General features: G+C 69.2%; 22 protein-coding genes. 10 read left to right on the top strand and 12 right to left on the bottom strand.

Going from position 1 to position 23,902, the window contains the following annotated elements; translation table 11 throughout:
• The first annotated feature begins 6 nt into the window (after positions 1-6).
• The 3 genes from pta (at position 7) to pyk (ending at position 4,839) form a co-directional block, all read left to right on the top strand.
• Positions 7-2,112 carry a phosphate acetyltransferase gene (gene pta, locus OHU89_RS34025; protein WP_405648636.1) on the top strand — a complete coding sequence of 702 codons (2,106 nt, stop codon included), beginning with the start codon at positions 7-9 and terminating at the stop codon, positions 2,110-2,112.
• Positions 2,109-3,332 (top strand): acetate kinase, encoded by a 1,224-nt coding sequence (locus OHU89_RS34020; protein ID WP_405648633.1) that lies wholly within the window; start codon positions 2,109-2,111, stop codon positions 3,330-3,332. The genes pta and OHU89_RS34020 overlap by 4 nt, the downstream gene beginning before the upstream one ends.
• Positions 3,333-3,414: 82 nt before the next feature.
• Positions 3,415-4,839 (top strand): pyruvate kinase, encoded by a 1,425-nt coding sequence (pyk, locus tag OHU89_RS34015; RefSeq protein WP_405648631.1) that lies wholly within the window; start codon positions 3,415-3,417, stop codon positions 4,837-4,839.
• Between the two features lie 124 nt (positions 4,840-4,963).
• Here the strand turns inward: pyk and OHU89_RS34010 are convergent, their stop codons facing one another.
• The 4 genes from OHU89_RS34010 to OHU89_RS33995 all read right to left on the bottom strand — a co-directional run bounded on the left by OHU89_RS34010 (position 4,964) and on the right by OHU89_RS33995 (position 9,219).
• Positions 4,964-6,262: a hypothetical protein gene (locus OHU89_RS34010; protein ID WP_405648629.1), complete on the bottom strand. Its 1,299-nt coding sequence runs from the start codon at positions 6,260-6,262 to the stop codon at positions 4,964-4,966.
• Positions 6,252-6,821 carry a DUF6114 domain-containing protein gene (locus OHU89_RS34005; RefSeq protein ID WP_405648626.1) on the bottom strand — a complete coding sequence of 190 codons (570 nt, stop codon included), beginning with the start codon at positions 6,819-6,821 and terminating at the stop codon, positions 6,252-6,254. Before OHU89_RS34005 ends, OHU89_RS34010 begins: the two co-directional genes overlap by 11 nt.
• Before the next feature lie 117 nt (positions 6,822-6,938).
• On the bottom strand, positions 6,939-7,574 hold the full coding sequence (locus OHU89_RS34000; RefSeq protein WP_405648623.1) for a DUF6230 family protein: 636 nt from the start codon (positions 7,572-7,574) through the stop codon (positions 6,939-6,941).
• A 664-nt stretch (positions 7,575-8,238) separates the two neighbouring features.
• Positions 8,239-9,219, bottom strand: coding sequence for a tetratricopeptide repeat protein (locus tag OHU89_RS33995; RefSeq protein ID WP_405648621.1), 981 nt, complete (start codon positions 9,217-9,219; stop codon positions 8,239-8,241).
• Positions 9,220-9,424: 205 nt separating this feature from the next.
• Here OHU89_RS33995 and OHU89_RS33990 point away from each other — a divergent pair, with 205 nt between their 5' ends.
• Positions 9,425-10,063 (top strand): TetR/AcrR family transcriptional regulator, encoded by a 639-nt coding sequence (locus OHU89_RS33990; RefSeq protein WP_405648619.1) that lies wholly within the window; start codon positions 9,425-9,427, stop codon positions 10,061-10,063.
• On the opposite strand, the gene OHU89_RS33985 is transcribed toward OHU89_RS33990, so the two are convergent.
• The 4 genes from OHU89_RS33985 to OHU89_RS33970 form a co-directional block, all read right to left on the bottom strand.
• The gene (locus OHU89_RS33985) at positions 10,039-11,739 is read right to left on the bottom strand and encodes a methylmalonyl-CoA mutase (RefSeq protein ID WP_405648617.1); all 1,701 of its coding nucleotides are present in this window, start codon (positions 11,737-11,739) and stop codon (positions 10,039-10,041) included. The two genes, OHU89_RS33990 and OHU89_RS33985, sit on opposite strands and share 25 nt — an antisense overlap.
• A 72-nt stretch (positions 11,740-11,811) precedes the next feature.
• Positions 11,812-12,150, bottom strand: coding sequence for a DUF3817 domain-containing protein (locus tag OHU89_RS33980; protein ID WP_266887922.1), 339 nt, complete (start codon positions 12,148-12,150; stop codon positions 11,812-11,814).
• Positions 12,151-12,217: 67 nt separating this feature from the next.
• Positions 12,218-12,727, bottom strand: coding sequence for a MarR family winged helix-turn-helix transcriptional regulator (locus OHU89_RS33975; protein ID WP_046263392.1), 510 nt, complete (start codon positions 12,725-12,727; stop codon positions 12,218-12,220).
• An 11-nt stretch (positions 12,728-12,738) separates the two neighbouring features.
• A complete protein-coding gene (locus OHU89_RS33970) occupies positions 12,739-13,989 on the bottom strand; it encodes an MFS transporter (protein WP_405648614.1) in 1,251 nt (416 codons plus the stop codon).
• Between the two features lie 83 nt (positions 13,990-14,072).
• On the opposite strand from OHU89_RS33970, the gene OHU89_RS33965 reads away from it, so the two are divergent.
• Together OHU89_RS33965 and OHU89_RS33960 are read left to right on the top strand one after the other, a co-directional pair.
• Positions 14,073-15,059, top strand: coding sequence for a DUF5937 family protein (locus OHU89_RS33965; RefSeq protein ID WP_267014862.1), 987 nt, complete (start codon positions 14,073-14,075; stop codon positions 15,057-15,059).
• 178 nt (positions 15,060-15,237) lie between these two features.
• Positions 15,238-16,236 (top strand): glycoside hydrolase family 6 protein, encoded by a 999-nt coding sequence (locus OHU89_RS33960; RefSeq protein ID WP_405648611.1) that lies wholly within the window; start codon positions 15,238-15,240, stop codon positions 16,234-16,236.
• Positions 16,237-16,267: 31 nt separating this feature from the next.
• On the opposite strand, the gene OHU89_RS33955 is transcribed toward OHU89_RS33960, so the two are convergent.
• The 4 genes from OHU89_RS33955 to OHU89_RS33940 form a co-directional block, all read right to left on the bottom strand.
• Positions 16,268-18,223: a galactose oxidase-like domain-containing protein gene (locus tag OHU89_RS33955; protein WP_405648609.1), complete on the bottom strand. Its 1,956-nt coding sequence runs from the start codon at positions 18,221-18,223 to the stop codon at positions 16,268-16,270.
• Between the two features lie 2 nt (positions 18,224-18,225).
• A complete protein-coding gene (locus tag OHU89_RS33950; protein WP_405648607.1) occupies positions 18,226-20,007 on the bottom strand; it encodes a glycosyltransferase family 2 protein in 1,782 nt (593 codons plus the stop codon).
• A 308-nt stretch (positions 20,008-20,315) separates the two neighbouring features.
• A complete protein-coding gene (locus OHU89_RS33945) occupies positions 20,316-20,609 on the bottom strand; it encodes an MTH1187 family thiamine-binding protein (protein ID WP_405648605.1) in 294 nt (97 codons plus the stop codon).
• On the bottom strand, positions 20,606-20,953 hold the full coding sequence (locus OHU89_RS33940) for a DUF3817 domain-containing protein (RefSeq protein WP_405648603.1): 348 nt from the start codon (positions 20,951-20,953) through the stop codon (positions 20,606-20,608). The genes OHU89_RS33945 and OHU89_RS33940 overlap by 4 nt, the downstream gene beginning before the upstream one ends.
• 311 nt (positions 20,954-21,264) lie before the next feature.
• Here OHU89_RS33940 and OHU89_RS33935 point away from each other — a divergent pair, with 311 nt between their 5' ends.
• From OHU89_RS33935 to OHU89_RS33920, 4 genes are all read left to right on the top strand, one after another.
• On the top strand, positions 21,265-21,726 hold the full coding sequence (locus OHU89_RS33935) for a zinc ribbon domain-containing protein (RefSeq protein ID WP_405654776.1): 462 nt from the start codon (positions 21,265-21,267) through the stop codon (positions 21,724-21,726).
• Positions 21,727-21,796: 70 nt separating this feature from the next.
• Positions 21,797-22,429, top strand: a complete 633-nt coding sequence (locus tag OHU89_RS33930; protein WP_266899296.1) for an AIM24 family protein — start codon at positions 21,797-21,799, stop codon at positions 22,427-22,429.
• Between the two features lies 1 nt (position 22,430).
• Positions 22,431-23,081 carry an AIM24 family protein gene (locus tag OHU89_RS33925; protein WP_405654774.1) on the top strand — a complete coding sequence of 217 codons (651 nt, stop codon included), beginning with the start codon at positions 22,431-22,433 and terminating at the stop codon, positions 23,079-23,081.
• Entirely contained in the window at positions 23,078-23,875 is a 798-nt protein-coding gene (locus tag OHU89_RS33920) for an AIM24 family protein (RefSeq protein WP_405648601.1), read from the top strand. The genes OHU89_RS33925 and OHU89_RS33920 overlap by 4 nt, the downstream gene beginning before the upstream one ends.
• Positions 23,876-23,902: the final 27 nt, after the last annotated feature.

Genomic DNA, 23,902 nt, shown 5'->3' with positions numbered 1-23,902 from the left:
GCACGCGTGACCCGCAGCGTGTACGTGACCGGAATCGACCGCGGCGACGGCCGCCAGGTCGTCGAGCTGGGGGTCATGGAACTCCTGACCCGGCAGGTCGACCGGGTGGGTGTCTTCCGGCCCCTCGTCCACCACAGTCCCGATCGGCTGTTCGAGTTGCTGCGCGCCCGCTACCGCCTCTCCCAGGACCCCAAGACGGTCTACGGCATGGACTACCACGAGGCGTCCGCGCTCCAGGCCGAACAGGGGACGGACGAGCTGGTCTCGACGCTCGTCGACCGCTTCCACCTCGTCGCCCGTGACTACGACGTCGTCCTCGTCCTCGGGACGGACTTCGCCGACACCCAGCTCCCCGACGAGCTCTCGCTCAACGCCCGGCTCGCCAACGAGTTCGGGGCGTCCGTCATCCCCGTCGTCGGCGGCCGCAAGCAGCCCGCGGAGTCGGTGCTCGCCGAGACCCGTAACGCGTATCGCGCCTACGACGGCCTGGGCTGCGACGTCCTCGCCATGGTCACCAACCGGGTCGCCCGCGAGGACCGGGACCTCATCGCCGAGCGGCTGGACTCCTCGCGGCTGCCCGTGCCCTGCTACGTCGTGCCGGACGAGCCCGCCCTGTCCGCGCCGACCGTCTCGCAGATCGGCCAGTCGCTCGGCGCCAAGGTGCTGCTCGGCGACGACTCGGGGCTCGCCCGGGACGCGCTCGGCTTCGTCTTCGGCGGCGCCATGCTGCCGAACTTCCTCGGCGCCCTGACCCCGGGCTGTCTCGTCGTGACCCCGGGCGACCGCGCCGACCTGGTCGTCGGCTCGCTCGCCGCGCACAGCGCAGGCACCCCGCCGATAGCCGGTGTGCTGCTCACCCTGGGGGAGGTACCGAACGATGACGTCCTCACCCTCGCCGCCCGCCTCGCCCCCGGCACCCCGGTGCTCTCGGTGCCCGGCACCAGCTTCCCGACGGCCGAGCAACTCTTCTCCCTGGAAGGGAAGTTGAACGCGGCCACGCCACGCAAGGCGGAGACCGCGCTCGGCCTCTTCGAGCGGTACATCGACAGCGGCGACCTGCTCAAGCGGGTCTCGGCGCCGAGCAGCGACCGCGTCACACCGATGATGTTCGAGCACAAGCTCCTGGAGCAGGCCCGCTCCGACAAGCGTCGCGTCGTGCTGCCCGAGGGCACCGAGCCCCGCGTCCTGCACGCGGCCGAGGTGCTGCTGCGCCGCGGCGTCTGCGAACTCACCCTCCTCGGCCCCGTCGACCAGATCCGCAAGAAGGCCGCCGACCTCGGCATCGACCTCGGCCACGCCCAGCTGATCGACCCTGCCACCAGCGAGCTGCGCGACTCCTTCGCCGAGAAGTACGCGACCGTGCGCGCCCACAAGGGCGTGACGGTGGAGCTGGCGTACGACGTCGTCTCCGACGTGAACTACTTCGGGACGCTGATGGTGCAGGAGGGGCTCGCCGACGGCATGGTCTCCGGCTCCGTGCACTCCACCGCCGCGACCATCCGGCCCGCCTTCGAGATCATCAAGACCAAGCCGGACGCCGACATCGTCTCGTCCGTCTTCTTCATGTGCCTCGCCGACCGGGTCCTCGTCTACGGCGACTGCGCGGTCAACCCGGACCCGAACGCCGAGCAGTTGGCCGACATCGCCATCCAGGCGGCCGCGACCGCCGGGCAGTTCGGGGTGGACCCGCGGATCGCGATGCTGTCGTACTCGACGGGTACGTCCGGCTCCGGCGCCGACGTCGACAAGGTGCGCGAGGCGACCGAGCTGGTGCGGCTGCGGCGGCCCGATCTGAGGATCGAGGGGCCCATCCAGTACGACGCCGCCGTCGAGCCCACCGTCGCGGCGACCAAGCTGCCGGAATCCGAGGTGGCCGGGCAGGCGACGGTTCTGATCTTCCCGGACCTCAACACTGGCAACAACACCTACAAGGCCGTGCAGCGTTCGGCCGGCGCGATCGCCGTCGGCCCGGTGCTCCAGGGTCTGCGCAAGCCGGTCAACGACCTGTCCCGGGGCGCGCTCGTCCAGGACATCGTCAACACCGTCGCCATCACGGCGATCCAGGCCCAGTCCCCCGCCCCGTCCCCCACCGAGAAGGCGTCCCAGCAGTGAGCTCGCCCCGCGGCACCCGTGTCCTCGTCCTCAACTCCGGTTCCTCGTCGGTGAAGTACCAGCTGCTCGACATGCAGGACAGCAGCCGGCTGGCCCTGGGCCTCGTCGAGCGCATCGGCGAGGAGTCCTCGCGGCTCAAGCACACGCCCCTCACCACGGGCGACTCCCGTGAGTGGACCGGGCCGATCCCCGACCACGAGGCCGCCTTGAAGGCCGTGTCGGAAGAACTGGCCAAGGACGGGCTCGGCCTCGACTCCCCCGAGCTGGCCGCCATCGGCCACCGGGTCGTGCACGGCGGGCAGTCCTTCACCGCGCCCACGGTCATCGACGACGCCGTGCTCGCCGAGATCGAGCGGCTGATCCCGGTCGCCCCGCTGCACAACCCGGCCAACCTCACCGGTATCCGCACCGCTCAGGCGCTGCGCCCCGACCTGCCCCAGGTCGCCGTCTTCGACACCGCGTTCCACACGACGATGCCGGAGTCGGCCGCCCGGTACGCGATCGACGTCGCCACCGCCGACGAGCACCGCATCCGGCGCTACGGCTTCCACGGCACCTCGCACGCGTACGTCGCCCGGGCCACCGCGAAGCTGCTGGGCAAGGCGCCGGAGGAGGTCAACGTCATCGTGCTGCACCTGGGCAACGGGGCCTCGGCCTCGGCGGTCGAGAAGGGCCGGTGCGTGGACACCTCCATGGGGCTGACGCCTTTGGAGGGGCTCGTGATGGGTACGCGCTCCGGAGACGTGGATCCGGCCGTCATCTTCCATTTGATGCGTGTTGGCGGAATGTCCACGGACGAGATCGACACTCTTCTCAACAAGAAGAGCGGCTTGATCGGGCTGTGCGGGGACAACGACATGCGGGAGATCCGCCGCCGAGTGGACGAGGGTGACGAACAGGCGCAACTCGCCTTCGACATCTACATTCACCGTTTGAAGAAGTACATAGGCGCCTATTACGCGGTGCTCGGCCGGGTGGACGCGGTGGCCTTCACAGCGGGCGTCGGGGAAAACGCGAGTCCGGTGCGGGAGGCTGCGGTGTCGGGCCTCGAGGAGCTGGGTCTGATGGTGGACGGCGAGCTCAACGCCGTACGGAGCGACGAACCGCGGCTGATCTCCCCGGAACACGCACGCGTGGCCGTGGCCGTCGTGCCCACCGACGAAGAACTGGAGATCGCCACACAGACCTACGCGCTGGTCGGAAGTAATACACGGCAGTAACACGCCTGAGCAGATAGGCGCCCATTTGTATCTTCCACCAGACGGAATATTCCGTAGCGAAACAAACCGATAGGATCGCCCCATGCGCCGTTCGAAAATCGTCTGTACTCTCGGCCCCGCGGTCGACTCCCACGAAATGCTCGTGTCCCTGATCGAAGCCGGCATGAACGTGGCCCGCTTCAACTTCAGCCACGGCACGCACGCCGAACACCAGGGGCGGTACGACCGCGTCCGTGCCGCCTCCAAGGAGACCGGCCGGGCCATCGGTGTCCTCGCCGACCTGCAGGGCCCCAAGATCCGCCTGGAGACCTTCGCCGAGGGCCCGGTGGAGCTGGAGCGCGGTGACGAGTTCGTCATCACGACCGAGGACGTCCCGGGTGACAAGCAGATCTGCGGGACCACCTACAAGGGTCTGCCGGGCGATGTCTCGCGCGGCGACCAGATCCTCATCAACGACGGCAACGTCGAGCTGAAGGTCCTGGACGTCGAGGGCCCGCGGGTCAAGACGATCGTCATCGAGGGCGGTGTCGTCTCCGACCACAAGGGCATCAACCTGCCCGGCGCGGCCGTGAACGTGCCGGCGCTGTCCGAGAAGGACGTCGAGGACCTCCGTTTCGCGCTGCGCATGGGCTGCGACATGGTCGCGCTCTCCTTCGTCCGGGACGCGGGCGACGTGCAGGACGTCCACAAGGTGATGGACGAGGAGGGTCGTCGCGTCCCGGTCATCGCCAAGGTGGAGAAGCCTCAGGCGGTGGCGAACATGGAGGACGTCGTGATGGCGTTCGACGCCGTGATGGTCGCCCGTGGTGACCTCGCCGTCGAGTACCCGCTCGAGAAGGTCCCGATGGTGCAGAAGCGCCTCATCGAGCTGTGCCGCCGCAACGCCAAGCCGGTGATCGTGGCGACCCAGATGATGGAGTCGATGATCACCAACTCCCGTCCCACCCGCGCCGAGGCATCCGACGTGGCCAACGCGATCCTGGACGGCGCGGACGCGGTCATGCTGTCCGCCGAGTCGAGTGTGGGCGCGTACCCGATCGAGACCGTCAAGACGATGTCGAAGATCGTCACCGCGGCCGAGCAGGAGCTGCTCAGCAAGGGCCTGCAGCCGCTCGTCCCCGGCAAGAAGCCGCGCACGCAGGGCGGTTCGATCGCCCGCGCCGCATGCGAGATCGCCGACTTCCTGGGCGGCCGGGGCCTGGTGGCCTTCACGCAGTCCGGTGACACGGCCCGCCGGCTCTCCCGCTACCGCGCGTCCCAGCCGATCATCGCCTTCACCACCGACGAGAACACCCGCAACCAGCTGGCCCTCAGCTGGGGCGTCGAGTCGCACGTCGTGCCGTTCGTGAACAGCACCGACGAGATGGTCGACCTGGTGGACCAGGAGATCATCAAGCTCAACCGCTTCAGCCCGGGCGAGATCGTCATCATCACCGCCGGCTCGCCCCCCGGCGTCCCCGGCACCACCAACATGGTCCGCGTCCACCACCTGGGCGGCGAGAAGTAGGACCCCGGGGCCCCTCCAGGGGCCCCGACGGCCGAGAAGGCCTGTGTACGGCGCTGAGGGCGCCCCCTGGATCAGGGGGCGCCCTCAGGCGTGTTGCGGCTCCCGAACGGGCCTGTGGGGGCGCTCAGTCGGTGGTGTAGTTGTGCAGCCCGGGCACGTGCAGGGTGCCGCCGAACTGGCCGGCCTGCACGACCGTCACCTTGGTGAAGTAGATCAGCGGGATGTTCAGCGGAGGCGGGCTCTTCGGGCTGAACGTCACCGGGATCAGTCCCAGCAGGTTGCCGGAGATGCTCTCCGTGTACATCACCGTGTCGCCGTCACGGATCGTGGACGTCGAGCCCTTGGCCGCCTGCACGTGGTAGGTCTTGCCGGACTGCTCGTCCTTCACCGTCTGGTGCAGGTCGCCGATGTCGGTGCCGTCGGAGATGACGTACTTCAGCACCTCCTTGACGGTGCCGTCGGCCGTGCGCACCTTGACGATGCCCTTGTAGTCGGCGCCCTTCAGCAGCAGCGAGCTGGCGTTCAGGTACCAGGGGTCGGCCGGCAGCGGCACGGTGTTGTCCACGCCGCCCTCCGCGTCGGTGGCGACCGGGCAGTCGTCGACGTCCGTGCTGGAGCTCGGCGACGGGCTGGCGGTGACCGCCTCGGCCGCCTTCTCGACGGCGTCGGTGGTGTCCTCGGCAGCCTTGGACGCCGCGTCGGTCGTGTCCTTCACGGTGTCCTCGACCGTGTCGGCGACCTTGCCGGTGGTGTCCTTGACGGCGTCGGACGCGTCGTCGTCCTTGCTGTCGTCGGAGGGGCTCTCCGAGGCCGAGGCCGACGGCGTCGGGCTGGCGCTCGCGGACGGCGAGGCACTCTCACCGCCCGTGAAGATGCCCTCGATGGCGTCGCCGATCTCCTCCAGCACGTTCCCGCTGCTCTCGGAGGCCGAGGGCGAGGGCGTGGCGGTGGCACCGGACTGGGCGTCGTTGGAGCCCGCCGAGGACGAACTGGCGGACGCCGACGGCGTGGGCTCGGCCTCGTCGTCGGAACCTGAATCCGACGAGGAGTCGCCGCCCGAGTCGGAGCCCGGGGAAGCGGACGCCGAGGGAGTCGCCTCCGCGTCGTCGTCGGAGTCGCTGGCGGACGCCGACGGCGACGGCGAGGCGGACGCCGAGGCGCCGTCCTCCAGCGCCGTGACACAGTCCTTGTACTCGTCGGCCGTCAGGCTCTTGGAGGCGGGCTGGTCCTCCGCGTTGGCGAGCGTCGGCGTGAACCCCATCCCCATGAGGACCGCGGTCGGCATCGCCGCCAGGGCTATCGCCTTGCCGGCGGGCATGTGGAAGCGGGTGAACAGCGGCTTCTTGGGCGCCGCATGCCTTGGCCCGGTTCTCGCACGGGACCCCTCCACATCAGCCCCGTGGGTCACCTCGTCAGCCGGCACTGTGCCTCCCGTTCGCCCCGTTCGCCGGGCTCGTTCCTGACAGATCGTTCGGCTCACCGACGTCGTACGCGTCCTTGGAGAGCGTGGGAACCGCACCCTCGGGGGCACTGCCCTCACCCGCGGTGCCCTCCTGGCCCGGCTCATGCACCGGCGGCTCGCCCGGCACCCAGGCCACGGCCATCGCTCCGCCGATGAGGGCGAGGAGGAAGCCGACGAGGAAGCCGCCGAGGTTGGACACGGGGATGGACACCAGGGCCAGCAGGATCGCCGCCACGCCTGCGAACGTGCGGACGTGCTTCTGGAACCAGAGGCTGATGCCGAGGACGACCAGCAGCACGCCGATGATCAGCGACCCGGCGCCCGCGGTGGTGGCCATCGCGAGAGTCAGGTGACCGATCTGGATGTGTGCGTAAGGGAAGTACGCGATGGGGATTCCGCCCAGAAGGACGAACAGGCCGGCCCAGAACGGCCGGTCGCCCCGCCAGGCGCGGAACTTCCGCTTGATGACCCGGATGTAGTGCTCGTCGTGGCCGGGTACGGCAGGAGTCTCGGCGCTCATGGATACAGCTCCCTGGTGCGGCGTTGCTGTGGTGGTGAGTTGTACGGCATGTGAAGAACCGCGCTTCACAGTGGACGGGCGGGGGCGCCATCGGCTCCCCCGCCCGTCAGCGAGTGCTTAGTAGCACTCCTTGACACCCGACGACAGCGACATCTTCAGGCCGCTGAGCTTGAAGGTTCCGGCAGTGGTCGCCCACGCCGTCTGCTTCACGCCGGTCAGCGTGGCCTTGTCGGCCTGCTGGGCGAAGCCGAAGGGGTTGGACTGCTCGGCGCCACCCTTCATGCCCGGACCCTTGCTGGCGTCCTTGGCGGCCACACCGATGTCGATGTTCTCGAACGTCGCGTCGGCCTCGAGCTCTTCGACGTCGATGTACAGGTTCTCGGCCTGGACGGGAGTACCGCCGCCGCCCGCCTTCAGGATCAGGCTGACGGAACCGAGGATCGGGATGTTCGGCGTGACCACGGACTGGCACATGCCAGTGATCGAGGCCGACTTGAACGCCGAGACCGCGACGGGGTGAGCCGTCTTCTTGCCGTCAAGGGTGTAACCCGTGTCAAGCGCACCGTACTGGGAGAAGCCCGTACCGACGAGCTTGTCCGCGGTGACCTTGAACGACTGGCCCGACACACTGAACGACGCGGCGAGAGCGCCCTGCGCGAGGGCGACACCTATCGCAGCCGTGGCGGCCACGCTGGGCACCATCACGACGGCGAACCGCTTCCATCTGGTCCCGCCACGCACCTGGGACTCCATATTTCCTCCTTCTCGGACGTACATCTCCTGGCCCTGACTGCCCCTGTCGAACATGACGGCTCAGCCGGGCAGGGATGGGAGAAGTGCTACGTCCTCGGGAAGGGGAGCGCCCGTACTCGGAGGCGCGAACCGCGCACCGATCACCGGCGATCACCCCCGAGCGACAACCACTGGTCGCGCCTGAGCACATCACGCACAACCTTGCTGGACAGGCTTCACCGGAAGGCGAAGACCCCCCTGCCCAAGAGCAGGCACCACTGCTGCCTGCTCTGCTCGGTGGGGACCCAGGAGTTCCCGCGGGCCCGACCGGCTGTCGGGGTGCGGGGAATGGACCGAGCGTCGCCGATCGTGGTGCATTCTCGCCGCCCGCACAAGGGGCTTCGTTACTCGGTAGTAACGGCCGGATAACCGAACAACGACCCGCCGGTCTCGGCCGACGACTCAGGGTGGCGCGGAAGGGGCGGACAAATTTGTTGATGGACGGACAGAATCCGACAGATCAACGCCCAAAACTTACTTGCAGTAACAGCGGCCGCGATTACCAAGATTTGGTAAAGCGCGGCCGCAGTGGCACTCCGTCGGCAAATCTTTCACTCGGGCACCACAGGCCCGGGTGTTTAGGGACTGGTCAGAACGGGGCTCCCGCCCCGGTCGGCCCCCGCCCCTAGAACAGGGCCCGCGCCAGCGCCCGGCGCGCCGCGACCACCCGCGGGTCATCGGCGCCGACGACCTCGAAGAGCTCCAACAGCCGTACACGTACGGCATCCCGGTCGTCACCGAACGTGCGCCGCACGGTGTCGATGAGCCGCCCGAAGGCGTCATCCACATGCCCGCCCACCAGATCCAGGTCGGCGGCGGCGATCTGCGCCGGCACATCGGCCGGCTTCTCGGCGGCGTCCTTGCGGACCCGCTGCGGGTCCAGACCCTGCACCCGCTGGAGCAACTCGGCCTGGGCGAGGCCGAGTTTGGCCTCCGAGTTGCCCGGGTCGTCGCTCAGTACGTTCTTGTACGCCTGCACCGCACCGCCGAAGTCCCCCGCGTCCAGGGCCTGTACGGCGGCTTCGAGCAGCGCGTCGTAGGGTCCGACCGGCGTCGCGGGCGCGGCGGCCTGTGCGGCACCGGGCCGGGCGTCGGGGTCCACCGTGATCCCGGTGAGCCCGAAGCGCTCCTCGGCGACCTGCACCAGCTGGTCCAGGGTCTGCTGGATCTGCTCCTTGCCGGCGGCTCCCTGGAAGAGCGGCAGGGCCTGTCCGGCCACCACCGCGAAGACGGCGGGGATCCCCTGGACCCCGAACTGCTGCATCAGCATCTGGTTGGCGTCGACGTCGATCTTGGCGAGGAGGAGGCGCCCGTTGTACTCGACGACGAGCTGCTCAAGGACCGGGCTCAGCTGCTTGCAGGGCTCGCACCACTCGGCCCAGAAGTCGATGACGACCGGGACCTCGGTGGAGCGCTGCAGGACGTCCCGCTCGAACCCGGCCTCGTCGACGTCGATGACGAGATCGGCCGGCGAGACGCCTCCGGCGCCGCCGCCCTGCCGGGCCGCTGCGGCGCGCGCCTGCTCCGCCTTCTCCTTGGCCTCCTGGGCCGCCTTCACCGCGGCGAGGTCGACGACTCCGCTCATGGACATGTTCCGTGGCTGCATGCGTCTATCCTCCCCCGTCCGCGCGTGCAAGTGAAAAGCGTTGAGAAAGCCGGTACCGCTATCTGTACTGCCGAGCGCCGGGTCCCCACCCCACGCCAGTGGTTTCGCTACGGGTCGTAGCGTAATGGCACCGGGTGCCTCGGGGCCACCGGAGCCCGGTGATCTCCCTCACGGCCTCACAGGAACCGCCGGTTATGGTCGTGGGATGCAGAGCCGCACTCCCGCCCCACGGGCCACAGGACGCCCCCGCAGCGCCGCCGCGGACGCGGCGATCCTCGCGGCGACCCGGGAGGCCCTGGTGGAGCTGGGCTGGTCCAAGCTCACGCTGGGAGACGTGGCGGCGCGGGCGGGGGTTGCGAAAACGACGCTCTACCGTCGCTGGGCGGGCAAGAACGAACTGGTCGTCGACGCGGTGGCGGAGCTCTTCGACGAACTGGAACTCCCCGACCGCGGCACTCTCGCCGCCGACATCGAGGGCGTGGTCCTCCAGTTCGCGCGGATCCTGGACCGCCCGGAGGCCAAGAGCGGCCTGATGGCGGTGATCGCCGAGTCCACCCGCGACGAAGTCCTGCGCGAACGCATCCGCGAGTCGATCGTCGAACGCCAGAAGCGCCTGGTCCTGGAGGGCCGCGCCCGCGCCGAGCAGCGCGGAGAGCTTCCCCCGGTGCCGGATCCGGAGGAAGCCGCGCGCACGGTGGATCTCATCTTCGACGTCGTCGCGGGAGCGGTGGTCCACCGCACCCTGGTGAGCGCGGGCGCGGCGGACGAGGAGTGGGTACGGAGCTTCACGAGGGTGCTGCTCCTGGGCCTGACCTCCGCTCAGAACCCCGCCGGCTCCGTGTAGACGCCCCACTCGTCCCGCAGCACCCCGCAGATCTCACCGAGGGTCGCTTCGGCCCGTACGGCGTCCAGCATCGGCCCGATCATGTTGCCGCCGTCCCGGGCGGCCGCGAGCATCGCGTCGAGCGCGGTGCGTACCGCGGCCTCGTCCCGCGCGCCCTTGCGGGCACCCAGCGCGCGCACCTGCTCCACCTCCACCTCGTGGCTGACCCGCAGGATCTCCAGGTCGCCGGTGACGGAGCCGTGGTGGACGTTGACACCCACGACCCTCTTGTCGCCCTTCTCCACGGACCGCTGGTACTGGAACGCGGACTCGGCGATCTCGCCGGTGAACCAGCCGTCCTCGATGCCGCGCAGGATGCCGGAGGTGATGGGCCCGATGGGATGCCGCCCGTCGGGATGGGCCCGCAGCCCCCGCTCCTTGATCTGCTCGAAGATCTTCTCGGCGTCGGCCTCGATACGGTCCGTCAGCTGCTCCACGTACCAAGAACCACCCAGCGGGTCCGCCACGTTGGCGACCCCGGTCTCCTCCATGAGTACCTGCTGGGTCCGCAGCGCGATCTCCGCGGCCTGCTCGGACGGGAGCGCGAGGGTCTCGTCGAGGGCGTTGGTGTGCAGGGAGTTGGTGCCGCCGAGCACGGCCGCGAGCGCCTCGACAGCCGTCCGTACGACGTTGTTGTACGGCTGCTGCGCGGTCAGCGACACCCCGGCGGTCTGGGTGTGGAACCGCAGCCACTGCGCCTTGTCGCTCTGCGCCCCGTACACGTCCCGCATCCACCGCGCCCAGATCCTGCGGGCCGCGCGGAACTTGGCGATCTCCTCGAAGAAGTCGACGTGGGCGTCGAAGAAGAAGGAGAGCCCGGGCGCGAAGACCTCGACGTCGAGTCCGCGACTGAGCCCCAGCTCCACGTACCCGAACCCGTCGGCGAGCGTGTAGGCGAGCTCCTGCGCGGCCGTGGAGCCCGCTTCCCGGATGTGGTAGCCGGAGACGGAGAGCGGCTTGTACGCAGGGATACCGGCCGCGCAGTACTCCATCAGATCCCCGATGAGCCGCAGATGGGGCTCGGGCTGGAAGAGCCACTCCTTCTGCGCGATGTACTCCTTGAAGATGTCGGTCTGGAGAGTGCCGTTGAGCACCCCGGGATCGACACCCTGCCGCTCGGCGGCGACGAGGTACATGCAGAAGACGGGAACGGCGGGCCCACTGATCGTCATGGAGGTGGTGACGTCCCCGAGCGGGATGTCCTTGAACAGCACCTCCATGTCGGCGGCCGAGTCGATGGCCACCCCGCAGTGCCCGACCTCCCCGAGCGACCGGGGGTCGTCGGAGTCCCGTCCCATGAGGGTCGGCATGTCAAAAGCGACGGACAGCCCCCCGCCCCCGTTGGCGAGGATCTTCTTGTACCGCTCGTTGGTCTGCTCGGCGTTCCCGAACCCGGCGAACTGCCGAATGGTCCATGTGCGCCCCCGGTACCCGGTCGGATAGAGCCCCCGCGTGAACGGATACTCCCCCGGCCACCCGATCCGCTCGAACCCCTCGTACCGGTCCCCCGCCCGAGGCCCGTAGACCGGCTCCACGGCATCCCCGGACAACGTGGTGAAGTCCGCCTCCCGCTTGCGCGAGGCGTCGTACCGGGCCTGCCACCGTCGGCGGCCCTCTTCGATGGCGTCAGCGTCCATGCTTCAAATTTACTAGGACGTCCTAGTAAATGTCGATGGAGAACCGCCGCGAGCTCTCTCGCGGCGGTGGAGTTACGCCTTGGCGACGACCGCGCCGTCCTCGGCGACCTGGCCCTCGAGCTCGTGAGTGATCTTGCGCTCCACGAAGAAGGCGGCCGTCGGAATCGTTCCTGCGAGCAGGACCCAGAGCTGCTTCTTGACCGGCCACTTGGCCTTGGAGCCCAGGTCGAAGGCGAAGACCAGGTAGACGACGTAGAGCCAGCCGTGGGCGATGCCGACGACGCTCGTGAAGCTGTCCGCGCCGTCCATCTCGAGCAGGTACTTGGCGATGACGCCCAGGGTCAGCAGGACGAGCAGCACGCCGGTGACGTAGGCCATGACGCGGTAGCGGGTCAGCACGCTCTTTTTCATGGGTACGAGCGTAACCGCCGGTTTCGAACGATCTTCCGGCGCCCCTGAAGGGCCTCAGGCGTGTCCGTCAGTCCTCGTCGAAGTCGTGCGCGGCCACCCGTAGGGGCCTCAGCATCGCGAAGAGTTCGGCGCACTCCTCCGCGTCGTACACGCCGAGTCCGAAGTCCATGGCCATGAGGTCGCGGGTGGCGGATTCGACGACCTCGCGGCCCTTTTCGGTGATGACGGCGAGCGTGCCGCGTCCGTCGTTGGGGTTGGGCTTTCTGTCCACGAGGCCCGATTTCACGAGGCGGTCGACGGTGTTGGTGACGGACGTGGGGTGGACCATGAGGCGCTCGCCGATCTTGGACATGGTCAGCTCGCCGGCCTTGGAGAAGGTGAGCAGGACCAGGGCCTCGTAGCGCGCGAAGGTCAGTCCGTAGGGCTTGACGACCGCGTCGACCTCGGCGAGGAGGATCTGGTGGGCGCGCATGATCGAGGTGATCGCGGCCATGGACGGCACGTTTCCCCAGCGCTGCTTCCAGAGTTCGTCGGCGCGGGCGATGGGGTCGAAGGGAAGACTGAGGGGCTTCGGCACGGCACCAGACCTTACCGGCCGGTCACATGCTGGTCAGCACCGTCTTGGCATTCGGTCCGGCGGGCCGCCACGGCCAGCAGCACACAGCACGCCGTCCCCAACACTCCCGCCCCCGCCACGGTCCCCGCGACCCCCGCGAACTCCGCCACCACCCCCGCCAGCGCCATCCCCACGCCCTGGATCGTCATCAGGCCGGCCGTCAGCAGCGTCATCGCCCGGCCCCGCACCTCCTCCGGCACCGCCCGCACGAACCACTGGTCCAGGCCCAGCGTGTAGGCCGACCCCGCCCCCGCCAGCACCAACACCAGCAAGGAGACGGACAGACCCGGGTGCAGCACATACGCCACGTACGGCACCAGCGTCACGCACACCAGCGGCAACGCGATCCGTTCCCGGGCCGCCGGCCCCAGCCGCGCCCCCGCCCACAGCTCGCCGGCGATCGTGCCCACCGGCAGCGCGCACATCAGCAGTCCCAGCCCCACCGACCCCGCGCCCAGATCGTCCGCGTACGGCGCCGCCAGCGCCTCCGGCACCACCGAGAACATCGGCGGCACCCAGAAGAGGAACAGCAGCACCCGGACCCGGCGGTTCGCGAACACCTGCCGCGCGCCCTTCAGTGACTCCGCCACCAGCGCGGTCCCGGCCCCCGCCCGCGCCGGCCGCCGCCGCGTACCGAAGCGCAGCAGCACCGCCGACGCACAGAACGTGGCCACCGTGATCAGCAGCGCATGCCGCGGCGCCACGACGGTCAGGAGCAGGCCGCCCACCCCGTACCCCACGAGCAGCGCGCTCTGCGACACGATCCGCAGCAGCGAGCGGCCCAGCACGAACAGATCGCCGTCCCCGAGGATGTCGGCCAGCGTGGCCATCCGCGTCCCCTGGAACACCGGCGCCACCACCGCCAGACAGCACCGCAGCGTCAGCAGCAGCGCGATGCCCGCCCCCGGCACCGCCATCGGCAGCACGCACGCCGCGCACACCAGATCGCACACCACCAGCACCCGCCGGGCCGGAAAGCGGTCGGCGATCCCCGCGAGAAGGGTGCCGCCGACGACGTACGGCAGGAATCCGAGCGCGAACGCCAGCGCGCTCATCAGGGGCGAGCCGGTCAGGTCGTAGACGAGGACCGAGAGCGCGATCTCGCTGACCACGACACCCAGCAGGGAGAGCAGGTGCGCCACGAAGACCGCGCGGAACTCCCGTACGGCGAAGACGCGGCCGTAGCCGGTGGGCGGGGCGGCGGTGAGGATGTCGTCCGTCATCTGCAGCAGCGTGCCGACCACCGCGCCCGCGCCCTAGAGTTTCGGACACAGCCGAATCTTCCCGCCATCCACCAGGGACACGCATGCCGTCGCGACTGCACTTCGGTGAGGACGACTTCCTCCGCTGCCGCTTCGCGATCTCCCCCCTCTGGGAGACGCAGGAAGTCGTCCGCACGCTCAAACGCCCCGACCGGCACGGCTATCACACGCCCTGGCTGCGCCGGATCCGCACGGCGGCCGCCGAGCTCGATCTCACGCCGTTGTGGCTGCTGATGCCCCGCCGCGGGCACTCCCCCGACTGGCTGGGCCCGCCCCCGCTCGGGCCCGCGGCCACCTTCGAGGAGGAGATCGCGGCCGTACGCGCGAGTGATCCGGTGGCCGCACGCGCGGACACCGCGAAGTCGCTCGCGTCCACGCCCGGCGCGCTGGAGTCGGCGCACGGGCGGGCCTGGATGCGGGATCCCGTCCTTATGGTGCGGGAACTGTCCGACGCGATGGAGGAGGTCTGGCGCACCCTCGTCGCCCCGGACTGGCCTCGGCTGCGCGCCCTGCTGGAGGCCGATGTCGCCTTCCACTCACGCCGACTGGCCGAGGTGGGGCTCGGCGGACTGCTGCCGGAGATCAGCCGACGGTTCGGGTGGGACGCGGGGACGCTGACCGTCGAGCACCGGGGCGAGCACGAGCGACGGCTCGAAGGGCAGGGGCTGGTGCTCATGCCGAGTGTCTTCATCTGGCCGGACGTGGTCAGCACCTATGACCCGCCCTGGCAGCCGACCCTCGCGTATCCGGCGCGGGGCATCGGCGGGTTGTGGGCCGAGCCCGACGACCGTACGTCCGACTCGCTCGTACGACTCCTGGGCCGCGGCCGTGCCGCCGTACTCGCCGCCCTCGACGAACCGGCCACGACCACCGCCCTGGCCCACCGGCTCGGCCTCGCCCCGTCATCCGTGTCCGCACACCTGACAGTCCTGCGCGATGCGGGCCTGCTCACCGCGAGGAGGTACGGCCACCAGGTCCTGTACGAACGCACACCGCTGGGGATCGCGCTGAGCGGGACCACGCCCCGTTAGGGGCGGAGGGGCGGGCCCCGCTCAGGGGCGTGGCGAACTGCGCGACCAGCCACAACGAACCCGCACCCGAAACACGGCCCTCCCGCGGAGCGGTGTCGCATAGGGCTCGGACACGTGATCCATGTGACGATGAGTCACGCACCCTTACTCAAAGTCACCCCTCGCGCAAGGGAGCAGCATGCCCCGGCTGACCCACACCCTCGCGGTCCTCGCAACCCTCACGCTCACCGCAGGCTGTTCGTCCGCGTCCGACGTCGGGGAGGCCTCCGTCGCCGGCGCGGCCAGCAGGAAGTCGGGCTCGGATCCGGCGTCCCCGTTCTGGGTGGACCCCAACAGTTCCGCCGCCCAGCAGATCCAGCTGTGGCAGCGGGAGGGCCGTACCCAGGACGCGGCGCGGCTCCAGAAGATCGCGGACCAGCCGGCCGCGCTGTGGCCGGCCGGTGAGGTCGACCCGGGTCCGACCGTCAGGGCGGCCACCGCGTCGGCCGCGGCCGAGGACCGTACGGCACTGTTCGTCGCGTACAACATCCCGCACCGGGACTGCGGTCAGCACTCGGCGGGCGGGGCCGCGGACGCGGACACCTACCGGCAGTGGATCGGGAGGTTCGCGGACGCGCTCGGGGACGCCGAGGCCCTCGTCGTCCTCGAACCCGACGCGGTCGCGCACATCGTGGACGGCTGCACACCGGGCGAATACCACGCCGAGCGCGAGCAGTTGCTGGGTGAGGCGATCGACCGGCTGAAGCAGCAGCCGAACACGAAGGTGTACCTGGACGCGGGCAACCCGTCCTGGATCCGGGAGCCCCGGAAGCTGGTCGAGCCACTGCGGCGGGCGGGCGTCGCGAAGGCCGACGGCTTCTCGCTCAACGTCTCCAACTTCCAGACCGACGCCGTCACCAAGGAGTACGGCCGCCGCCTCTCCAAGGACCTCGACGGCAAGCACTTCGTCATCGACAGCAGCCGTAACGGCAACGGGCCGCTCCCGGGCGTGTGGTGCAACCCGCCCGGCCGGGCGCTGGGCACCGCGCCGACGACGAGCACGGGCGAGACGGCCCTGGACGCCTATCTGTGGGTCAAGCGGCCCGGCGAGTCGGACGGGACCTGCGAGGGCGGTCCGGACGCCGGGCAGTGGTGGCCGGAGTACGCCCTGGGGCTGGCGGGCAACTCCCGGAACTGACCGGCCACTTCACCTGCCGCACCCGCTTCGCCTACTTCACCTGGATCCACTTCGCTTCCGACGAGGTGCCGTCAGCGTCCGTCACGAACAGCATGTACCAGCCGGGCGGCACCAGAGCCGGGTCCTTGGGCACGTCGAAGGTGACGGCGTCCGCGTTCTTCGTGATGCCGAGTTCGATGGAGCGCTGTTCGACGTCGGTGGTGTGTGTCACCGCGCTCGGCCGCATCAGCCGGGCCTTGGCGATCCGGTCCGCGTCGTCGGTACGGAAGGTCGCGCGGTGGTTCGCGCCCAGCGCCTTCGGTCCGTCCTTCAGCTCGGGGCGGTCGGCGCCGCCGCGGTGCAGGGCGGGCGGTGTGAAGATCTCCATGCGCTGCTCGAAGTGGCCGAGCTTGGTGTTCTGCTGGTCGTCGTAGAGCGGGTCGGAGCCGAAGCTGGCGACCCTTCCGTCGGGCAGCAGCAGCGCCTCGGAGTGGTAGTTGCGGCCCACCGTCGGGGACGCGGCCTCGTGGAAGACGTTGCCCTTCGGGTCGTAGAACTGCGCCTTGAGGATGTTGCTGGCGCTGCGGCCGCGGTAGTCCTCGGCGCCGTTCGCGGTGAACACGGTGTCGTCCGGCATGATCACGCTGTTCAGGTACCGCGTGCCCTGCGGGAGGTTGGGGCCGTCCTCGAAGACGGGGTTGTCCTTCTTCAGGTCGATGACGGCCGTGCGCGGGGTCGACTTCTTCGACTCGCCGACGCCTCCGCCGCCGAGGATCATCACCTTCTGGTCCTGCGCGGGCGGGAGCAGGAGGGATGCCGAGGTCTCCGTCTCGTCGGCGTCACGCAGACCGGGCACCTTCTCGAAGGTGTTGGTCTTCAGGTCCCACAGCCCCGGTTCGCGGCCCATGTCGGCAGGCCCGTAACCGGCGTTGGAGGCCGGATAGAAGAGCTTGCCGCCCTTGGTGAGGAAGAGCGCGGGGTACGTCGGGAAGTACCGCTTCGGCCCCGGGGACCACTTCTTGGTCTTCGGGTCGTAGATCTCGTTGTCGCCCGGGTCGATCATCCCCACGTCGTCCAGGCCGGAGACGGCGAGGACGCGGCCGTCGTCGAGGCCGACCAGGGTCGGGTACCAGCGGGCCTTGTCCATCGGGTCGACCGGGATGTACTTCTCGGCGACCGGGTCGAACTCGTAGGCGGCGCGGATGCCTTGGAAGTCCTGCTTGTCGAGGGTGATCTTCTCGCTGAGCCCGTAGGCGTTGTCCACGTCCTTGCCGGTCAGGCCCACGATCTCGTACTGGGCCTGCTTCTCGGTGACGGACATCGGGCCCTTCTCCACGGCCTCCACGAAGACCCGCGCCTCGGCGGCCGTCACCTTCGTCTGCCAGGGCTGCATCACACCGCGGGCGTTGTAGGTGACCTTGAAGGACTTCTTCGCCTTGGGGACGGTGACATCGAACTTGGTGGCGTACTCGACTCCGGCGGGCGAGCGGAAGCGGGTCCCCTTCTTCAGGACCATCGCCCTGTCGGGGTTCTCGTTCTTCACGCGCATGCCGCCGCCGGCCCGGTCGACCTCGCCGTCGAGCAGCTCGTAGCGGGCGGTGCCGCCGGCCACGAGGAGTCTGCCGTCCGGGAGTTGGGCGTGTCCTGAGCAGAAGAAGTCGTCGGGGGTGGGGATCTTCCTGAAGGTGTCGGTGGCCGGGTCCCAGAGAACGGTGTCGAAGGACCCCTCGTCGAACTTCTTCTGCTCGTTCCCGGAGCCCGCGACGATGAGCACCTTGCCGGTGTGCAGGAGCGCCGCGTGGATGGCGTTGGTGCGGTACTCCTCCGGGATGTCGATCCGGCTCCAACTCCCGTACTTCGCCTTGTACTCGGGCTGGGCGATCTTGTACGCGTAGTACTGGTCACCGGCGAAGTCGAGCGCGGCCGGGGCGTTCAGGCCGACGAGGACGGCGATGCCGCCGATGCCGAGAACGGTCTTCTTGGTGCGCCGGGACGGCTGGTAGGCCATGCCTAGTTGCCTCCTGTCGTGGTGCTGGAGGTGGCGGCGAGGGCGGGCTCCGTGCCGTCGACGGGGCGGGGGGTGGCTGAGGCTTTGGCCGTGGCTGTGGCGCGGTGGGCCTGGCGCTCCTTGAGGCGGGTGGAGATCCACACCCCTACCGGGGCCAGGGATATCGCCATGGCCAGGACCGCCCAGGTGCGCATCGCCACATGTGTGTGGTCCAGGACGACGGAGGCGGCCAGCGAGGTCGCCAGGAGAGCCGCCCAGAACAGATGAATGCGGAAGGTGAGCAGACGGTCGGGGCTGGCGTCGCCGCCCTTCGGGGTGACGACGAAGCGGCTGGGGCGGCGGATGAGGGCCTCGCCGAAGGACTTGAGGTAGATCGGCGCGGAGAGGGCCGACATCGCCATGCCCGCGAGGCCGCCGGAGCCCTCGGGCTCGTGCGGGGAGACGTTGTGGCGGCGGTTCCAGAGGTAGAGGCCGATCTGGAGGGCGGCCGCGTCGCTGTAGAGCATCAGCCAGACCGATGCGGCGACCTGGGTGCCGGACGCGCCGAACCAGAGGAACAGGAAGCAGCTCAGGATGCCCAGGAACCAGTTGACGGCCGTCATCGGGTAGTAGACGAGCATCAGCGTGTACGAGAAGAGGCGCCCGGGCGGCATCGTGAACGGTGCCTTCCAGTACTGCTTGAAGAGCGTCTCGTACGTGCCGCGCGACCACCGCATCTGCTGGGTGAAGAAGTCCGTCCAGGAGGCGGGGCCTTCGCCGACGGCGAGGACGTCGGGGGTGTAGACGCTGCGCCAGTGGTTGCGGGTTCTCGGGTTGCGGTGGCGGTGGAGCTCGAAGCCGGTGGCCATGTCCTCGGTGATGGAGTCGTAGAGGCCGCCGATCTGTTTCACGGCCGCGATGCGCACGACGTTGTTGGTGCCGACGAACATGGGGGCGCGGTAGCGGTTGCCGGCGCGCTGGATCAGCGCGTGGAAGAGGAACTGCTGGGACTCGGCGGCCTTGGTGACGGGGTTGTGGTAGTTGCCGTACACCTGTGGGCCCACGACGAAGGCGACGTCCGGGTCCCGGAGGTAACCCGTCATCCGCTCCAGGAAGTTGGGGAGCGGGACGTGGTCGGTGTCGACCGAGGCGAAGAAGTCGTACTCGTCGCCGTGCATGGCGATCCAGGCGTTGTAGTTCCCGTGCTTGGTGTTGGCCTTGTGGACGCCCTTGGGTCTGTTCCACTCGGGGACGCCGTGGCGGGTGAAGTGCCGTACGCCGAGTTCCGCGCAGAGGGCCTTGGCCGGTTCGTCGTCGCCTTCGTCCAGGAGCCAGACGTCCAGGGGGCCGGTGTGGGTGATCTTCGTGGCGCCTTCGAGGGTGGCGCGGACCATCTCCAGGGGTTCCTTGCCCGGGACGTACGTCGTGAGGAAGGCGACGCGGGTGCCGGGTTCGGGGGTGACGGGGACGGGGTCGCGGGCCACGAGGGTGGCGTGTGCGACGGAGACGACGTTGACGACCATGAACAGTTCGATGAGCGCGATGGCTATGAGCATCGTGATGTCGAGGCCGACCATCCACTCGTCGCCGCCCTCGCGCTCGACCCAGTGAGTGGGCCAGACGAGGTAGACCAGCAGGGCGCCGGTGAGCAGGGGCGCGAGGGTCATGAGGAGGATCGCGCGTATTCGGTGCGGCTCGCCTGCGAGGAGTGAGGTGTACTGCACCCGGTACTTTTCGGCGGACGGCTCCGTGAGCGGTCCGGCAAGTCGGCTGTGGGTGTCGTAGTCGTAGCCCTCCGGCCTCACAGCGCCCTCCAGTGATCGAACGAGCCGATATCCACACACAAGTGGAGATTTACGGGCGTGTCGAACTGGGAGGGTCCAGGCGGGTGGGGGTACGGAATGCCTGCGGCGGCCTGCGCGGGTCCGGTGGGGGCGTGCGTCGCGCATGACGGTTCGTCGGGGGTCGGTGCCGCACCGGGGGTGTGTCCCCTGCTCGCCGTTGCGCAAGCGCGGGTGGTGCCCCGCCTGGGGACGGTCCGCGCCCCGTGCACAAGAAAACCCCGGCCCACGCGGGCCGGGGTTTCGTCTGTCCTCGGGTCTTCGCGCCGAGGTTACTCGGCCAGGTGTCGCTCCACCGTCGCCACCTTGGAGGTCAGGCCGTCGGTCACGCCCGGGCGGATGTCCGCCTTGAGGACCAGGGACACGCGCGGGGCGCGTTCCTCGACCGCGGCGACGGCGCGCTTCACGACGTCCATCACCTCGTCCCAGTCGCCCTCGATCGAGGTGAACATCGCGTCGGTGCGGTTGGGCAGGCCCGACTCGCGGACGACACGGACGGCGTCGGCGACGTACTCCCCCACCTCGTCGCCCACGCCGAGCGGCGTGACGGAGAAGGCGACGATCACGACGCCTTCACCGCGCTCTCCTGGCGGGCGCGGGAGGCGATGACCGCGTCCTCGGCCTCGCGCTTGAGCTTGCGCTCGGCGAAGAAGCCGCCGGTGGGCAGGACCGAGAGGACGAAGTAGAGGGCGGCGGTCTTCACGGGCCACTTCGTACGGTTCCAGGCGTCGGCCCAGAAGACCACGTAGAGGACGAAGAGGACGCCGTGGACCATGCCCATCACGGGCACCGCATTGAAGTCCGTGGTCCGCTTCAGGACCGAGCAGACGAGCAGGAGCAGGAACGAGACCGCCTCGGGGGCGGAGACGAGGCGGAGGCGGCGCAGGGCGCTGGCGGTCTTGAGGTCCACGGGTCACCTTCGGTGGAGGGGCGTCGACGCTTTGTGAATGCGTGCACAAACGTTTGCCCATTGTGGCAAACGGGTTCGTGAACGCGGGGCGGGGGGTCCCTATCGCCTCGACCTCGAGGGCGCGGCGGGCCCCCAGAAGCTGGCGGCCGTCAACTGACCGAGGCCCGTCGGGAGAACCAGTGGCTCGGCGCCGGGAACGCGGACGTGCAGCAGCAGGCAGCGAGGCCAAAGCGACGGAGCGTGCCAAGGCCGCCCGACTGACGGCACGCGAGGCAAACCGGCGCAAGGACTGGTGCGAGAAGACCAGCACCATGCTCGCCCGGACATACAGGCTGGTGCGATTTGAGAAGTTGAACGTCAAGAGCATGACTCGCTCGGCCAGGGGCACCCTCGCAGAGCCAGGCACGAAGGTGGCGCAGAAAGCCGGACTCAACCGGTCCATCCTCGCGCAGGGGTGGGGCCTCCTTCGGCAGCGCACCGGACACAAGGCCCCCGGGCGCGTCGAGGACGTGCCCGCCCCATTCACTTCTTTGCGCTGCAGTGCCTGCGGATGGATCGAAAAGAAGTCGCGCAAGAGCCAAGCCGACTTCGTCTGCGTGTCCTGCGGCTTCACATGCAACGCGGATGAGAACGCAAGTATCAACATCGCGGCAGGACAGGGCGGCATCCTCCGCCCCCGGCGCTCCGCCGGTGCCGGAGGGGTGACAACGGCCACCAGCCGTTCGAGTGCCCGTGAACCTCAACCCACCTGGGTTGGAATCCCCTTCTTCTGAAGAGGGGGAGGATGTCAACCACGGGCTCTGTCGGCGGAGCCGCCCTCCGGGCTACCTTCGCAGCGTGGCGATGTTCCGACTTCAAGGAAGCAAGGTGCTCGCCGTCGAGATGACCGGGGACGCCGTGAAGGCGAAGAACGGCTCGATGGTCGCGTACGACGGACAGATGGCGTTCAAGAAGCTCAGCGGTGGCGGTGAGGGCATCCGGGGCATGGTGACCCGGCGGATCACCGGTGAGCAGATGACGGTGATGGAGGTGAGGGGGCAGGGGACCTGCTGGTTCGCCGATCGCGCCTCCGAGATCAATCTCGTCGGTCTCCAGGGGGACAAGCTCTTCGTGGAGTCGAGCAATCTGCTCGCGACCGACGGCGGGCTGCGGACGGGGACCAGTTTCACGGGGCTGCGCGGCGCCTCGCAGGGCAACGGGCTGTTCACGACCACTGTCGAGGGCCATGGACAGGCGGCGATCACCTCGGACGGTCCGGCCGTGGTGCTGCGGGTCAGCCCGCAGTACCCGCTGAGCGTCGACCCGGGGGCGTACATCGCGCACCAGGGGAATCTGCGGCAGTCCTTCCAGTCCGGTGTGACATTCCGCACTCTCATGGGAGAGGGCGGCGGCGAGGCCTTCCAGATCCGCTTCGAGGGGGACGGTCTGGTGTACGTCCAGCCCAGTGAGCGGAACACGATCGCGGGGGATGTCTGAGATGGCCTTCCGTGAGCTCAACTCGAAGATGGTCGAGGCGACCGTCATGCCCGGGCAGCGGCTGTTCAGCCAGCGCGGCGCGATGCTCGCCTACACGGGCGAGGTGTCCTTCACGCCCAACACCCAGGGCGGCCAGGGCGGGATCGCCTCGATGATCGGGCGCCGGGTCGCGGGCGAGGCCACTCCCCTGATGACCGTGGAGGGCAGCGGCACCGTCCTGTTCGGGCACGGCGGCCACCACGTCCAGGTGATCGACCTCACCGGCGACACCCTGTACGTCGAGGCGGACCGTCTCCTCGCCTTCGAGGGCACCCTGGACCAGGGCACGATGTTCATGGGCTCGCAGGGCGGCGTCATGGGCATGGTCCGCGGCCAGGTCACCGGCCAGGGGCTGTTCACCACCACCCTCAAGGGGCACGGCTCGGTCGCCGTGATGGCCCACGGCGGCGTCATCGAGCTGCCGATCACCCCGCAGCGGCCGGTCCATGTCGACCCGCAGGCCTACGTCGCCCACCACGGCGACGTCCGCAACAAGCTGTCCACCGCGCTCGGCTGGCGCGACATGGTGGGCCGCGGCTCCGGCGAGGCATTCCAGCTGGAGCTCAGTGGTCACGGAACGGTGTTCGTCCAGGCGTCGGAGGAGAAGCTGTGAGCACCTACCCGGGCGCGGGCCCCACCGTCCACGACCCCGCGACGCTGCCCGTCGACGACAAGGTGAACAACTACACCTTCTGCGTGGAGCTCAAGGGGAGCCAGTGGTTCCTGCAGAAGGGGAAGATGATCGCCTACTACGGATCGATCGACTTCAACGGCGTCGGGCACGGGCGACTCGACCGACTTGTCCGTACGTCTTTCCATTCGCCTCTGCACGCGAGCGACTGGGTCGTGGCCGAGGGTTCGGGCAAGATGCTCCTCGCCGACCGGGCCTTCGACGTGAATTCGTACGACCTCGAGAACGGCAACCTGACCATTCGCTCAGGCAACCTGCTCGCTTTTCAGCCAAGTCTCGCCCTCAAGCAATCGATCGTGCCGGGTTTTCTGACCCTGATCGGAACCGGAAAGTTCGTGGCCGCATCTAACGGCCCGGTGGTGTTCATGGAACCCCCGATCCGGGTGGACCCGCAGGCGCTCGTCGGCTGGGCCGACTGCCCGTCGCCGTGCCATCACTACGACCACGGCTACATGACCGGCCTGATGGGCGGTCTACGTGCGATGACGGGCCTGGGCGGGGCCTCTGGAGAGGAGCATCAGTTCGAGTTCGTGGGGGCCGGCACCGTACTGCTCCAGTCCTCCGAGGCACTGATGGCGGAGCAGGCCACGGGAGCGGTTCCCCAGCAGGCCGGAGTACCCGGTTCCGGAGTGCCGTCCACAGGTCCTTCACAGCAAGCGGGCACACCGCGCCTTCCCGGACAGCTGGGGGACCTCCAGCGTCGCTTCGGGCTGTGAGCGGTAGTCTGCGGAGTGTGACGTCGA

It is taken from the genome of Streptomyces sp. NBC_00019 (assembly GCF_045041015.1).
In the GTDB taxonomy this organism is placed as follows: domain Bacteria; phylum Actinomycetota; class Actinomycetes; order Streptomycetales; family Streptomycetaceae; genus Streptomyces.
The sequence above is the reverse complement of the archived record's forward strand: the minus strand, read 5'-3'. Positions and strand labels throughout refer to the sequence as shown.